The organism is Streptomyces incarnatus, assembly GCF_001027185.1.
Classification (GTDB): Bacteria; Actinomycetota; Actinomycetes; order Streptomycetales; family Streptomycetaceae; genus Streptomyces; species Streptomyces puniciscabiei.
Genome location: NZ_CP011497.1, coordinates 6,837,547 through 6,850,311, shown reverse-complemented (window position 1 = coordinate 6,850,311; position 12,765 = coordinate 6,837,547). Strand labels below are relative to the sequence as shown.

The following is a 12,765-nucleotide window of genomic DNA, read 5'->3' as shown; positions in this document are numbered from 1 at the left end:
ACTCGCGACAGTCAATACTCACGATGTATCGTGTATGGAGTAGTCACGCACCGCGGTCAGTCGCCCCGCACGCGTGCGTGGAGATGCATGTCGTGCCAGCCGTCGGGGTGGAGCAGGGCGCTGCGCCTGGTGCCCTCGGCGGCGAAACCGGCCTTGGCGGCCACGCGGCAGGAGGCCTCGTTGGCGGTGGCGTGCGAGAGTTCGAGGCGGTGCAGGCCGACCTCCTCGAACGCCCAGCGGGTCAGCGTGGTGGTGGCCCGCACCGCGACGCCCCGGCCACGCGCGCCTGCCACCGTCCAGTACGCGACCTCGGCGCAGCCGTCGCCGAGCAGGATCTCGCGCAGCGCGACCCGGCCCAGCAGTGCGTCGGTGTCCGCGTCCACGACGGCCCACTGGGCCTCGCGCTCGTCCTTCCAGCACTGCTGCCACTGGGTGATCCAGCCGGCCACCTCCTCCTCGGAGTCGGCGGCCTTGATGTGCCACTGGTGCATCAACGGGTCCTGGAAGGCGGCGTGCACCGCGGGCGCGTCCCGCGCGTGCCAGGGGCGCAGCAGCAGGCCGTCGCCGGTGGGAAGGCTGGGCTGAGGGACACGGTTGAGGGTGCCGGCCGGCACGACCGGGCTGGTGAGATACGGCATGAGGGGCATCCTGGCCGACGGGACGGCCGCCGGCCCACCGGTTTCCGCCTCGTACCCTTGACCCCGATGAGACGCCGTACGCCACCCCCTCCTGCCCCGCTCCCCCAGCGCGACGGGGTCGACCCCGTGCGGATCCGGCTGCCGTACGGCGGGACGTGGGCCACCGTGCGCGAGCATCTGGTGGAGCGGCTGACGGGGGCGGCACCCGGGATGATCGAGTCGATGCTGGACTCCGGGCTGATCGTCGGCGCCGACGGGCACGCGGTGGCGCCGGACGCGCCGTACGAGCCGGGGATGTTCGTGTGGTTCCACCGCGAGCTGCCCGCCGAGGTGCCGGTCCCGTACCCGGTGGAGATCGTCCACCGGGACGCGCACATCGTCGTCGCCGACAAGCCGCACTTCCTCGCCACGACCCCGCGCGGCAGCCATGTGGCCGAGACCGCGCTGGCCCGGCTGCGGCGCGAGCTGGGCATCCCGACGCTGACCGCCGCGCACCGCCTGGACCGGCTCACGGCGGGGCTGGTGCTGTTCACCGTGCGGCCCGAGGAGCGCGGGGCGTACCAGACGCTGTTCCGGGACCGGCGGGTACGCAAGGAGTACGAGGCGATCGCCCCGTACGACCCCTCACTGGCCCTGCCCCGGACCGTGCGCAGCCGGATCGTGAAGGAGCGCGGGGTGCAGGCGGCCCGCGAGGTCGTGGGCGAGCCCAACGCCGAGACGTACGTCGAGCGGGCCGGGCACCGGGGCACCCTGGCCCGGTACCGGCTCGTCCCGGCGACCGGGCAGACCCATCAGCTGCGGGTGCATCTGAACGCGCTCGGCGTGCCCATCCTCGGCGACCCGCTGTACCCGGAGGTGACCGCCCCGGTGCCGGCCGGCGACTTCCGGCGCCCGCTGCAACTGCTCGCACGGAAGCTGGAGTTCACCGATCCGGTCACCGGCGCGGAGCACACGTTCGTCAGCGGGCGTGTGCTCCGGGCGTGGGAGTCGTACGACGGCTGGGCGGGCGGGGACTGAGCCGCCGCTGGACCAGCCGCGCCCCCTCGGGCGCGGTCACTCGCCCCGCCACCAGTTGAGCAGCCGCCGCCAGACACCCTTCCGGCGGGCCGCCGGTTCCGCGGCCTGAGCCGTGGGGATGGGCGCGGGGGCCACCGGAGGGAGCGGGGCGGGGCGGGGTGCGGCGGCCGCGGGCTGCTCGGGGCCGCGCGGGACGCCGGTCTGCCAGGTCCGCTGCGGCGGGACGGGCATGGGCCTGGGTAGCACGTTGACGTCCTGCTGCGGCTTCGGCTCGAAGCGCACGGGCAGGGACACCAGGTGCCGGGAGGCGATGGACGAACGCCAGCGCAAATCGTCGACGGCGCAGTCGAGCTGGATGTCGGACAGGCGGATCAGCAGCGCGTCGACGCCGACGTCGGCGATGGCGCGGCCGATGTCCTGGCCGGGGCACTCGTGCGGACCGCCGCCGAAGGCGAGGTGGGAGCGGTTGCCCTGCATGCTCGCGGACAGGTCGGGGCGGATGCGCGGGTCGAGGTTGCCCGGCGCGGGCGCGAAGAGCAGGCCGTCGCCCTTGCGGATGCGCTGGCCGCCCAGCTCGGTGTCCTGCTTGGCGTAGTAGCCGAGGACGGTGCTGAACGGCGGCTCGTCCCACAGGGACTGCTCGATCGCCTCCGGCACGGTCATCTGGCCGCCGCTGAGCTGGGCGCGGAAGCCGGGCTCGGTGAGGACCATGCGCAGCGCGTTGGCGAGGAGGTTGGCGGTGGCCTCGTAGGCCGCGAAGAGGACGAGCCGCAGGTGTTCGCGGACCTCGTCGTCGCTGAGTCCGGCCGGGTGGGTGATCAGGTGACTGGTCACGTCCTCCTCGGGCCGGGCGCGGCGCCGGGTGGTGAGCCGGCTCAGCGCGTCCATGACGTAGGCATGGCTCTGGATGGCGGTCTCGGTGCCCTTCAGGGCGTCCCGGGCGGCCTGCACCATCCGGTCGTTGTACTCCTCGGGCATGCCGAGGATCTCGCACATGACGGCCATCGGCAGATGCTCGGCGAACTGGGAGACCAGGTCGGCCCGGCCGCGTTCGCAGAAGCTGTTGACCAGGCCCTGGGTGTGACGGCCGATGTGGCGGCGCACGGTGCGGTGGTCGATGGTGTCCATGGCCGCCGTGACCGCCGCGCGCAGCCGCTGGTGCTCGTCGCCCTCGGCGTGCGAGCAGATCGGCTGCCAGGCGATGTGCGGCATCAGCGGGTGGTCGGGCTTGACCATGCCCTCCACCAGCGGGGTCCAGATCCGGCTGTCGCGGGTGTACACGGAGGGGCTGCGCACCAGGTGCTGGTTCTCGGCGTGCCCGAGGACCACCCACATCGGTACGTCGTCGTGCAGCAGGACGGGGGCCACGGCGCCGTGCTGCTCGCGCAGCCGCTCGTAGAGGCCGCCGAGGTCCTCCGCGTCGGGGCCGTAGAGCCGGTGCAGCCCGCCGGGACCGGTGCGGTGCGCGGGGCAGCCCGGCGGCGGTGCGGGGGTGGAGTCTGTGTCGGTCAGGGACGAGGGTTCAGACGTCACGGTGTCGCTCCGGAACGAAAGGGGTGGGGGTCGGTCGGCCGGGGTTCAGGCGAGGGCGCGGGACAGGGCGATCGAGTGCAGGAAGCGCATCAGGGTCATCAGCACGTCCTTGCTGGAGGCCCGGCGGCGTACATCGCACTCGACGATCGGGATCTCCGGGGTCAGGTCGAGCGCGGTGCGCAGTTCCTCGACCGGGTAACGGGGGGCGTCCGGGAAGGAGTTGACGGCGACGACGAAGGGCACGCCGCGCTCCTCCAGGCGGCCCATGACGTCGAAGCTGACCTCCAGACGCCGGGTGTCGACGAGGACGACCGCGCCGAGCGCGCCCTCGAACAGGCCGTTCCACAGGAACCAGAAGCGTTCCTGGCCGGGGGTGCCGAAGAGGTAGAGCACCAGTTTGTCGGTGATGCTGATGCGGCCGAAGTCCATGGCCACGGTGGTGGCGGTCTTGGACTCGGAGCCGTAGTTGTCGTCCACGCCGATGCCGGCCTGGGTCATGGTCTCCTCGGTGGTCAGCGGCCTGATCTCGCTGACGGAACCGACCATGGTGGTCTTGCCGACACCGAAACCGCCCACGATCACGATCTTCACCGCGGTCTCGGCCGTGTGCGGCAGATGGTCCTCGGTGCGTGGTCCGGGGATGGTGTCAGAGCCGTTGAAGTCCATGCATCACCGCTTCGAGGAGTGAACGGTCGGGGAGCGCCCGGCGGACGACCGGGGCGCGCACCTGCACCAGTTCGGCCGTGATCAGCTCGGTGATCAGGACGGTCATCGCGCTGAACGGCAGGTTCAGGTAGGCCGAGAGCTCGGCCACGGACAGGGGGTTGGCGCAGAGCCGCAGGACGGCGGCCTGCTCCGGTGAGGCGGCCAGGTGGGGCTCGTCGCGCGCCACGATCAACGTCACGAGGTCGAGTTCGGCGCGTGCGCCGTCCTCGGATCCGGCGACGGTGTACAGCCGCTCGGGGTTCTTCGGCTTGGCCTCTCCGTCCGCCGGCTCGGGCGCCGGTGGCCGCGGGGGCGGCGGGGGCTTCGGCTCGCGCCGTTTGCGTCGTGGAGGAGTCATACGGTCTGCCCGTTCCGCCGGGGCGGACTGGTGAGATGGGCCCCGATCCGGACGACGAGGTCGCGCATCATGCCGCTCATCCGGCCCGGCTCGCAGGTGACGTCGGCGAGCACGGCGAGGTAGGCGTTGTCGCCGGCGTTCATCAGGTAGAAGTAGCCGCCCTCGATCTCGAAGACGACGACCTTCATGTCGCCGGCGCCGGGCAGCTCCTTGATGATGGCGCCGGCCAGGCTCTGCACGCCCGCGCAGGCGGCGGCCACCCGGTCGCAGGCGTCGGGGTCGCTGCCGTAGCGCGCGATGCGCAGTCCGTCCGCGGAGAGGACCACGATCATCTCGATGCCCGGCACGCCGTCGTTGAGCTGCTTGAGCATCCAGTCGATGTTGCCTCGCTGCTGGATCACTTGAGGTCCCCCTCGTCGTCGGCCTCGGTGGTGCCCTCGACGGGCTCGTCCGCATAGTCGTTGAGCAGGTGCACGTACTTTTCCGGGTGCCTCGTGAAGTCGGTGAGCTCGGGCCCGGTGGCGTCCTCGGGCATGCCCTTGCGCAGGCCGTTCCAGAAGTCCTCGATCCCCTGGCCGAGCGGCCGTTCCATGAGCTTCTTGCGCTCGGGGTCGATCTCGGGCTCCGGTGCGGGCTTGGGCTGCGACCAGATGGTGGGCCTGCCCTCGCGTTCGGCCTGCTCGACCTCGGCCTGCTCGGCGAAGCGCTGGCTGATCGGGGTCTTCATCCGGCTGCGGCGCTGCGGCAGGCCGCCCGCCGTCCACTCGGTGACCACCGGGACGTCGTCCTCCATGGAGATCCCGGCGGGGATCTTGGGGCTGGTGGGGCGGCGCCGCTTCGGCGGGCGCTTGGGTCCCTCGACCGCGCCGAGCGCGGGAATCGGCGTGCCGGTGGCGCCGATGCCGTGGGCGGCGCCGACACCGGGCTCGGTGGTGGTCATCACGCGCGGCACGACGAGGATCGCGCGGCAACCGCCGTAGGCGGAGGCCCGCAGCGAGACCTCCATGTCGAACATCTTGCACAGCCGGCCGACGACGGCGAGGCCGAGGCGCGGGTTCTCGCCGAGGTTGTGGGCGTCGTCGAGGTTCTTGGCGTCCTCGATCATCTTCTCGATGCGGGCGCGGGACTCCTCGCTGAGGCTGACGCCGGCGTCCTCGATCTCGATGGCGATACCGGCCTGCACCTCGGTGGCGGTGACGTGCACCTTGGCCGTGGGCGGCGAGTAGCGGGTGGCGTTGTCGAAGAGCTCGGCGGCGGCGTGGATGACCGGCTCGACGGAGGTGCCCTTGATGTTGATGTTGACGATGGAGTTCAGCTGGATGCGGCGGTACTCCAGGATGCGCGACATGGCACCGCGCAGCGTGCTGTAGAGGGAGACCGGAAGCGGCCACTGGCGGCCGGGTCGGCCGCCGCCGAGGACGGAGATGGTGTCGGCGAGACGGCCGATCAGTGAGGTGCCGTGGTCGATGCGCAGCAGGTCGTCGAAGACCTCGGGGTTGCGGCCGTGGTCCTCCTCCATCTCGCGCAGTTCGTTGGACTGCTGGTGGACGATGGCCTGGACGCGGCGGGCGATGCTCACGAAGGAGCGCTCGGTGGCGTCGCGCATGTTGATCTCGCGGTCGGCTCCGCGCATCGCGGCGCGGAACATCTCCCGGTAGGGGTCGGGCAGGGCGCGCAGTTCGGGGTCGACGTCGTAGCCGTTGACCATCACGTCCCGCAGCGGTTCTCCGGCCCGCAGGCGCAGATGGCCGTGCGGGATGACGTCGGTGGCGAAGCGCTGGATGAGGTCGTCGTGGGCGGCGAGCCGGTGCTCCAGATACGCCCTGTGACGGGCGTGCTCGGCCTGTTCCTCGCGGAGCCTCCGGCCGCGGCGGGCGGCCTCCGAGCCGGTGGCCAGGATCAGCAGCAGGGCCACCGCCCCGACCACGCCGACGGCGATCCGGGCCGACGCCGGCCCCAGGGCTACGGCTGCGGCGGTCGCACCGGCCATCACTATGGCCGGCGGCAACAGGACGCGCGCATAAGGACGTTCACGGCCACCGGGAGGCTTCTGAACACTCACCATGGATGCCTTCTGAGATGAATCGGCTGGGTGTCGGGGGAGCTTTCGGGGGGAAGGTTCATGGAACTGTCGGGATCTATCGCATGTTTGGGAACAGACGCACGAATTCGCCTCAACTCGGTGCGCCGCGGGCGAGCTTAGTCCGACCGGATCATCGCCGTGTCATATTCGGCAAGCACCTGAAATCGCCCGTGCGGCAGGAGTACGCTCGGCTCCATTTACACGCCCAGCTTCAATTCGAACACGTTCGGTCACGGCGTGCGGGCATGCGAAAGTGACTCACCGTGATAAGTGAAAAGGGGGGCCGAAACGGCCCCCCTGGCACCGTCAGGTGCGGCTCACCCCACCGAGGAGTAGGCGACGACTCCCCGCAGCAGCTGATCGACGGCCTTGCGCGCGGCCTTCGCCACGGTCGAGCCCTCGGCGGGAGCCGCCGCGGAGATCTGGCCCAGCACGTCGATCACCTGCTTGCACCACCGCACGAAGTCCCCCGCGGGCATCTCCGCCTCGCGCAGCACCTCGTCGAGCCCCTTGCCCGAGGCCCACATGTACGCGGCCCAGGCGAAGCCGAGGTCCGGCTCGCGCTGCCCGACCCCCTCGGTCTGGTTGATCCGGAACTCCTCCTCCAGACCGTCCAGCCGGCCCCAGATCCGGACCATCTCGCCGAGCGCGGCCTTGGCCCTGCCCGAGGGCAGCTTGGGCGCCATCGCGTCGTCGCCGACCCGCGCCTCGTACACCAGCGCCGAGGCGCAGGCGGCGAGTTCGGCCGGGTCGAGCCCCTCCCAGACCCGCTCGCGCAGGCATTCGCTGGCCAGCAGGTCGAGTTCGCCGTACAGCCGGGCCAGACGCTTGCCGTGCTCGGTGACCTCGTTGCCGCGCAGGTAGTCCAGCTCGGTCAGCAGGGCCACGATCCGGTCGAAGGTCCGCGCGATGGTGTTCGTACGGCCCTCGATGCGACGCTCCAGCTGCGAGGTGTCGCGCAGCAGCCGGTGGTAGCGCTCGGCCCAACGGGCGTGGTCCTCACGGTCGTTGCAGCCATGGCAGGGATGCGCGCGGATCGCGGTCCGCAGCCGGGCGAGCTCGCGGTCGTCGGCGGCCTGCGAGCGCTTCTTGCGGGCCCGCTCCGGCGGGATGTGCCCGGCCTTGCTGCGCAGCGCGGAGGCGAGGTCCCTGCGGGACTGCGGCGAGCGCGGGTTGAAGGACTTCGGGATCCGCATCCGGTCCAGCGGCTCGACCGGCACCGGGAAGTCCATCGACGCCAGCCGCTTGACCTGCCGCTCGGCGGTCAGCACCAGCGGGCGCGGACCGTCGAGGTGGTCGAGGCCCCGGTGGCCGTTGGACCGGCCGGCGGGCAGCCCCGGATCCAGCACCAGCGCCAGGCCGGCGTACTTGCCGGTGGGGACGTGGATGACGTCGCCCGGCTTCAGCCGCTCCAGGGCGACGGCGGCCTCCGCGCGGCGCTGGGCCGCGCCCTGCCGGGCCAGCTCGGTCTCCCGGTCCTTCAGTTCGCGGCGCAGCCGCGCGTACTCCTCGAAGTCTCCGAGGTGGCAGGTCATGGAGGCCTTGTAGCCGGCCAGGCCCTCTTCGTTGCGCTGCACCTGGCGGGAGATCCCGACGACCGACTTGTCGGCCTGGAACTGCGCGAAGGAGGTCTCCAGCAGCTCGCGGCTGCGGTGCCGGCCGAACTGCTCGACCAGGTTGACCGCCATGTTGTACGACGGCTTGAAGCTGGAGCGCAGCGGGTACGTGCGCGTGCCCGCGAGACCGGCGAGGTGCTCGGGGCTCATGCCGCGCTGCCACAGCACGACCGCGTGGCCCTCGATGTCGATGCCCCGGCGGCCGGCGCGGCCGGTGAGCTGGGTGTACTCGCCCGGCGTGATGTCGGCGTGCTGCTCGCCGTTCCACTTCACGAGCTTCTCCAGCACCACCGAGCGGGCGGGCATGTTGATGCCCAGCGCGAGGGTCTCGGTGGCGAACACCGCCTTGACCAGGCCGCGGACGAACAGCTCCTCGACGACCTCCTTGAACGTCGGCAGCATGCCCGCGTGATGGGCGGCGATACCGCGCTCCAGGCCCTCCAGCCACTCGTAGTACCCGAGGACGTGCAGGTCCTCGGGCGCGATGTGGGCGGTGCGCTCCTCGACCAGGGCACGGACCTGTTCCCGCGCCTCCTCGTCGTTCAGTCTCAGGCCCGCGTACAGGCACTGCTGTACGGCGGCCTCGCACGCGGCGCGGCTGAAGATGAAGGTGATGGCCGGGAGCAGGCCCTCGGAGTCCAGTCGCTCGATGACCTCGGGCCGGCCCGGTGTCCACACCCGCGAGCGCTGTCTGCGCTCCCGCTCCCGGTCGGCCTCGCGCATGGCGCGGCCGCGCCGCCGGTCCTGGTACGACGGCCGGGTCGCCTCCATGCGGGCGAGGCGGAGCAGGTCGGGGTTGACGGCCTTCTTGTGGCCCTCGCCCTCCTCGAACAGGTCGTACATCCGCCGCCCGGCGAGCACGTGCTGGAACAGCGGCACGGGCCGGTGCTCGGCGACGATCACCTCGGTGTCGCCACGGACGGTGTCCAGCCAGTCACCGAACTCCTCGGCGTTGGACACGGTCGCCGACAGCGACACCAGGGTCACCGACTCGGGCAGGTGGATGATCACCTCTTCCCAGACGGCGCCGCGGAAGCGGTCGGAGAGGTAGTGCACCTCGTCCATGACCACGTAGCCGAGGCCGAGGAGGGTCTGGGAGCCGGCGTAGAGCATGTTCCGCAGGACCTCGGTGGTCATCACGACCACCGGGGCGTCGGAGTTCACGCTGTTGTCGCCGGTGAGCAGGCCGACCTTGCCGGTGCCGTAGCGGCGGCACAGGTCGGCGTACTTCTGGTTCGACAGCGCCTTGATGGGTGTCGTGTAGAAGCACTTCTTGCCCTGCCCGAGGGCGAGGTGGACGGCGAACTCGCCCACGATCGTCTTGCCCGAGCCGGTGGGGGCGGCCACCAGTACGCCCTTCCCCTCCTCGAGTGCCTGGCAGGCCTCGATCTGGAAGGGGTCGAGGCCGAAGTCGTACATCTCGCGGAAGGACGCGAGCGCGGTGGCCTGCTCGGCTGCCCGCCTGCGGGCTGCCGCGTACCGCTCGGCCGGTGAGAGGTCCTCTGTCATCGTGCTTTCGAGCGTACCGGGCCCCACTGACAACAGGACGATCATTATCCGGAACGTGGGCTGATCGACCAACGCCGATGCCCCCGTCCCTCATCAGGGGCGGGGGCATCGTGCGCGGTTCGCCGGGCGCCGCGGCGCCGGGCTCAGGTGACGTCGTCGTAGCCGTTGATCCGGTCCGGGCCGGCCTGCTCGGGCAGGGCCCGGCTGGCGGCGACGGGCTCGACCTCGCCGATGTCCTCGGGCGTGAGGTCCAGCTCGGAGGCCTCGTCGTCGGCGGGACCCGCCGCCTCGCGGCGCGCCCGGCGCCGGTCGTTGAGCAGCGAGATGGCCACGGCGATGAAGTACAGCGCCCAGATCGGCGCCGCCAGCGCCAGCATCGTCCCCGGGTCGGGGCTGGGCGTGGCCGCGGCCGCGAAAGCCGCGATGCCGACCACCATGCCGCGCCACCAGCCGAGCATCCGCCGGCCTGACAGCACGCCGGTGAGGTTCAGCATGACCAGCAGCAGCGGCATCTCGAAGGCCAGTCCGAAGACGACGACCATGCGTGTGACCAGGTCGAGCAGGTCATCCAGCGGCAGCAGGTTCTCCGCGCCGCTGGGCGTCAGGTCGATCAGCACCTTCGCCGTCATCGGCAGGATGTTGTAGGCGAGGTAGCCGCCGCCGAGGAAGAGCGGGAAACCGAATCCGACGAACGCGTAGGCGTACTTCTTCTCGTGCCGGTGCAGGCCCGGCGCGACGAAGGCCCACAGCTGGTAGAGCCAGATCGGTGCCGCCAGCACGACGCCCGTGGTCAGCGCGACCTTCAGAGCCAGCGTGAACGGCGCCAGCAGGCCGCTGACCGTGATGTGCGCGCAGTGAACGTTCTTGGTCTTGGCCAGCTCCCCGAAGGACTGCCCGCAACCGACCGAGTCCAGCACCGGCCTGGTGATGACGTCGATGATGTCCTTGTAGAAGAAGGCCGCGATCACCGCGACGACGATGATCGCCAGGATGCCCTTCGCGAGCCTGTTGCGCAGCTCACGCAGGTGATCCGCGAGCGGCATCCGCCCCTCGGGATCTCTCTCCTTCTTGCGGGCAGACTTGAGCAACCCACATCCTCATCTCATGCAGCGGACCGGATGTCCCGGTCCTCGCCTCAGCGCTGGGTCGTGTCCGTCGGCTCGCTGACCGGCCGGGAGCTGGTCACGTCGCCGGGCGCGGCCTGGATGGTGCGCTGGGCAGGGGACTGCTCCTCGGCGGGCTCCGGGGAGTTGTAGGCCTGCTTGCCCTCTTCCTTCATCGCCTTGGCCTCGCTCTTCAGGATGCGCGCGGACTTGCCGAGCGAACGCGCCATGTCCGGAAGCTTCTTGGAGCCGAACACGAGGACGATCACGAGAATCAGCAGCACCAGGTGCCACGGCTCAAGTGCGCCACGAAACATAAGTCTTCACCTTCTCGCTGAGGCGGGGCGGCGGGGCCTGTCCGACCGGTCGGACAACTGTCTGACCATCGTGCTAGGCAGCGATCGTAACGCCCGGGGGTGAACGTAGAACAATCCCCGTGCGTACTCCCGCTCCCTCTGCGGACCGCGCCTCAATTCTCCGGGCCGCGATCAGCAGCGTACCTGGACGGACCGGTCGGGTGACAGGGCGAAGTGACCCAAAGCGCACAGCCGTGCGGTCGTCACAGCGCGTCCACGGCGCGGGCCGCGCCGGCCGCCGCCCGCTCCAGGTCCTCGGCGGCCCTGTTGATGCGGCGCGCGGAGTCCGCCACCTGCTGCCCGAGCCGCCGCGCCTCCAGGAAGACCCGGACGGCGAGCACCCCCAGCACCGCGAGACCCAGGAAACCCAGCACTACCGCGCACATCGGCCAGAACATGACGTCGAGACTAGACGGTGGTGTGCAGCCGCAGCGTGCGGACCCCGCCGCCGGTGAGGAGCTCGACGATGCGTTCCCCGGCGGGCTTGCGGACGGCGGCGCCGCACTCGGGGCAGGTGAAGGAGTAGAACGTCGTCCGGCTGGTGGCACCGATGGCGAGCCGCAGCGCGCTCGCGGCGAGCTCGAAGCGGCCCCGGCAGTCCGGGCAGCCCGCCTTGAACACCACGGGGACCGCTCTCCTCATCCCGGCGAAGGCGGCCGCCACCGTCATCTCACCCGCACCGGTCACCGGAGACTCGCTCACAGGCCTCGCTCCTTCTCGTGGTCGTTCACCGGCCGTCGCGGCGCCGCTGCCGGCTGCGGCGCCGTCGCGGCCGGTCGCTCCCCGCGGCGGAGCCGCATGTTCAACACCGCCTCGCGCCCCCCTAGGGCGCCCAGCGCCCCGGCGGCTCACTCCGACGGCGCCGTGTCGTACGCCGCCAGGGCCTCGGCCGCCGCGCTCCGGGCGCTCTCCGCCAGCTCCGGCGGGGAGACGATCCGGCCGTCGCGGCCGAGTCGCAGCGCCAGGCGGCGCAGGGAGGCCGGGTCGGGGGTGCGCAGAGTGATACGCAGCCCGCCGTCGGCGAGCTCATCGGCGCTGTCGTGCGGGTAGTACTCGGCCACCCAGCGGCCGCCCGGGCCGACCTCGACGACGACCTCCGGGTCCTCGGCGGCCGGCTGCACCAGGGCCTCGGAGAGGTCGCGCAGCTCTATCTCCGGCGGCGCGGACGGCTCGTCCAGGATGCGGATCTCCGCGACCCGGTCGAGCCGGAAGGTGCGCCGGGCCTCGGAGCGGCGGCACCAGGCCTCGACATAGGTGTGGCCGACGCTGACCAGCCGGATCGGGTCGATCTCGCGCTCGGTGACCTCGTCGCGGGCCGGGGAGTAGTAGCGGATCCACAGCCGGCGGCGCTCGGAGATCGCCCGGTCGACGTCGGCGAAGACCCCGCCCTCGGACTCGAAGGTCACCGACAGCCGGGAGCTGGCACCGGCGGCCTCACCGGCGGCGGCCTCCACCTTCGCGGTGGCCCGCAGCAGGGCCTGACGGTCGCTCTCGCGCAGGCCCGGCAGGGTCGAGACCGCGCGGGCGGCCACCAGCAGCGCGGTGGCCTCGTCGGCGGCCAGCCGCAGCGGCTCGGCGGCCTCCTCGCCCAGCGCGGCCGCGTTGTGCCACCAGATCCGCTCGCCGTCGGTGTCGATGTCCAGCAGGTCGCCGCCGCGGAAGCTGGTGCCGCACATCGGCAGCAGATCGAGGTCGGCGACCAGCTCGTCCTCGGTGATCCCGAAGGCACGCGCGACGTCCGCGATGCGGGCGCCGGGCCGCTCCCTGAGATACGTCACCAGGGACAGCATCCGCCGGGTCTGGTCGATGGCGTTCACGGGCCTGACCGGTTTGCCTGCCACAGTCCT

At 71.5% G+C, this 12,765-nt stretch carries 13 protein-coding genes; 1 reads left to right on the top strand and 12 read right to left on the bottom strand.

Annotated elements, in window-relative coordinates; all coding sequences use genetic code 11:
• Window positions 1-56: 56 nt before the first annotated feature.
• Entirely contained in the window at window positions 57-638 is a 582-nt protein-coding gene (locus tag ABB07_RS31005; RefSeq protein ID WP_208901815.1) for a GNAT family N-acetyltransferase, read from the bottom strand.
• Window positions 639-704: 66 nt separating this feature from the next.
• On the opposite strand from ABB07_RS31005, the gene ABB07_RS31000 reads away from it, so the two are divergent.
• Window positions 705-1,655, top strand: coding sequence for an RluA family pseudouridine synthase (locus ABB07_RS31000; RefSeq protein WP_208901814.1), 951 nt, complete (start codon window positions 705-707; stop codon window positions 1,653-1,655).
• 36 nt (window positions 1,656-1,691) lie between these two features.
• Here ABB07_RS31000 and ABB07_RS30995 read toward each other — a convergent pair whose 3' ends face one another.
• From ABB07_RS30995 to ABB07_RS30945, 11 genes are all read right to left on the bottom strand, one after another.
• Window positions 1,692-3,188 carry a cytochrome P450 gene (locus ABB07_RS30995; RefSeq protein WP_208901813.1) on the bottom strand — a complete coding sequence of 499 codons (1,497 nt, stop codon included), beginning with the start codon at window positions 3,186-3,188 and terminating at the stop codon, window positions 1,692-1,694.
• A 45-nt stretch (window positions 3,189-3,233) separates the two neighbouring features.
• Window positions 3,234-3,854 carry a GTP-binding protein gene (locus ABB07_RS30990; RefSeq protein ID WP_208901812.1) on the bottom strand — a complete coding sequence of 207 codons (621 nt, stop codon included), beginning with the start codon at window positions 3,852-3,854 and terminating at the stop codon, window positions 3,234-3,236.
• Window positions 3,835-4,251 (bottom strand): DUF742 domain-containing protein, encoded by a 417-nt coding sequence (locus ABB07_RS30985; RefSeq protein ID WP_208901811.1) that lies wholly within the window; start codon window positions 4,249-4,251, stop codon window positions 3,835-3,837. The genes ABB07_RS30990 and ABB07_RS30985 overlap by 20 nt, the downstream gene beginning before the upstream one ends.
• Complete coding sequence (locus ABB07_RS30980) at window positions 4,248-4,652, bottom strand: roadblock/LC7 domain-containing protein (protein ID WP_208901810.1); 405 nt, start codon at window positions 4,650-4,652, stop codon at window positions 4,248-4,250. Before ABB07_RS30980 ends, ABB07_RS30985 begins: the two co-directional genes overlap by 4 nt.
• Entirely contained in the window at window positions 4,649-6,316 is a 1,668-nt protein-coding gene (locus ABB07_RS30975; RefSeq protein WP_244189567.1) for an ATP-binding protein, read from the bottom strand. Before ABB07_RS30975 ends, ABB07_RS30980 begins: the two co-directional genes overlap by 4 nt.
• A 335-nt stretch (window positions 6,317-6,651) precedes the next feature.
• On the bottom strand, window positions 6,652-9,504 hold the full coding sequence (locus ABB07_RS30970) for a DEAD/DEAH box helicase (protein WP_208901809.1): 2,853 nt from the start codon (window positions 9,502-9,504) through the stop codon (window positions 6,652-6,654).
• Between the two features lie 98 nt (window positions 9,505-9,602).
• Window positions 9,603-10,547, bottom strand: coding sequence for a twin-arginine translocase subunit TatC (tatC, locus tag ABB07_RS30965; protein ID WP_208901808.1), 945 nt, complete (start codon window positions 10,545-10,547; stop codon window positions 9,603-9,605).
• Window positions 10,548-10,594: 47 nt separating this feature from the next.
• Window positions 10,595-10,879, bottom strand: a complete 285-nt coding sequence (gene tatA / locus ABB07_RS30960; RefSeq protein WP_208901807.1) for a Sec-independent protein translocase subunit TatA — start codon at window positions 10,877-10,879, stop codon at window positions 10,595-10,597.
• A 242-nt stretch (window positions 10,880-11,121) separates the two neighbouring features.
• Complete coding sequence (locus ABB07_RS30955; protein WP_208901806.1) at window positions 11,122-11,316, bottom strand: hypothetical protein; 195 nt, start codon at window positions 11,314-11,316, stop codon at window positions 11,122-11,124.
• 10 nt (window positions 11,317-11,326) lie between these two features.
• Complete coding sequence (locus tag ABB07_RS30950; protein ID WP_228619074.1) at window positions 11,327-11,587, bottom strand: hypothetical protein; 261 nt, start codon at window positions 11,585-11,587, stop codon at window positions 11,327-11,329.
• A 179-nt stretch (window positions 11,588-11,766) separates the two neighbouring features.
• Window positions 11,767-12,759 carry a helix-turn-helix transcriptional regulator gene (locus ABB07_RS30945; RefSeq protein ID WP_208901804.1) on the bottom strand — a complete coding sequence of 331 codons (993 nt, stop codon included), beginning with the start codon at window positions 12,757-12,759 and terminating at the stop codon, window positions 11,767-11,769.
• Window positions 12,760-12,765: the final 6 nt, after the last annotated feature.

What these genes read in the sequence shown, in the direction of transcription:
- ABB07_RS31005 (WP_208901815.1), bottom strand. Translation starts at nt 638, where the DNA reads ATGCCGTATCTCACCAGCCCGGTCGTGCCGGCCGGCACCCTCAACCGT.
- ABB07_RS31000 (WP_208901814.1), top strand. Translation starts at nt 705, where the DNA reads ATGAGACGCCGTACGCCACCCCCTCCTGCCCCGCTCCCCCAGCGCGAC.
- ABB07_RS30990 (WP_208901812.1), bottom strand. Translation starts at nt 3,854, where the DNA reads ATGGACTTCAACGGCTCTGACACCATCCCCGGACCACGCACCGAGGAC.
- ABB07_RS30985 (WP_208901811.1), bottom strand. Translation starts at nt 4,251, where the DNA reads ATGACTCCTCCACGACGCAAACGGCGCGAGCCGAAGCCCCCGCCGCCC.
- ABB07_RS30975 (WP_244189567.1), bottom strand. Translation starts at nt 6,316, where the DNA reads ATGGTGAGTGTTCAGAAGCCTCCCGGTGGCCGTGAACGTCCTTATGCG.
- ABB07_RS30970 (WP_208901809.1), bottom strand. Translation starts at nt 9,504, where the DNA reads ATGATCGTCCTGTTGTCAGTGGGGCCCGGTACGCTCGAAAGCACGATG.
- tatA (WP_208901807.1), bottom strand. Translation starts at nt 10,879, where the DNA reads ATGTTTCGTGGCGCACTTGAGCCGTGGCACCTGGTGCTGCTGATTCTC.
- ABB07_RS30955 (WP_208901806.1), bottom strand. Translation starts at nt 11,316, where the DNA reads ATGTTCTGGCCGATGTGCGCGGTAGTGCTGGGTTTCCTGGGTCTCGCG.
- ABB07_RS30950 (WP_228619074.1), bottom strand. Translation starts at nt 11,587, where the DNA reads ATGACGGTGGCGGCCGCCTTCGCCGGGATGAGGAGAGCGGTCCCCGTG.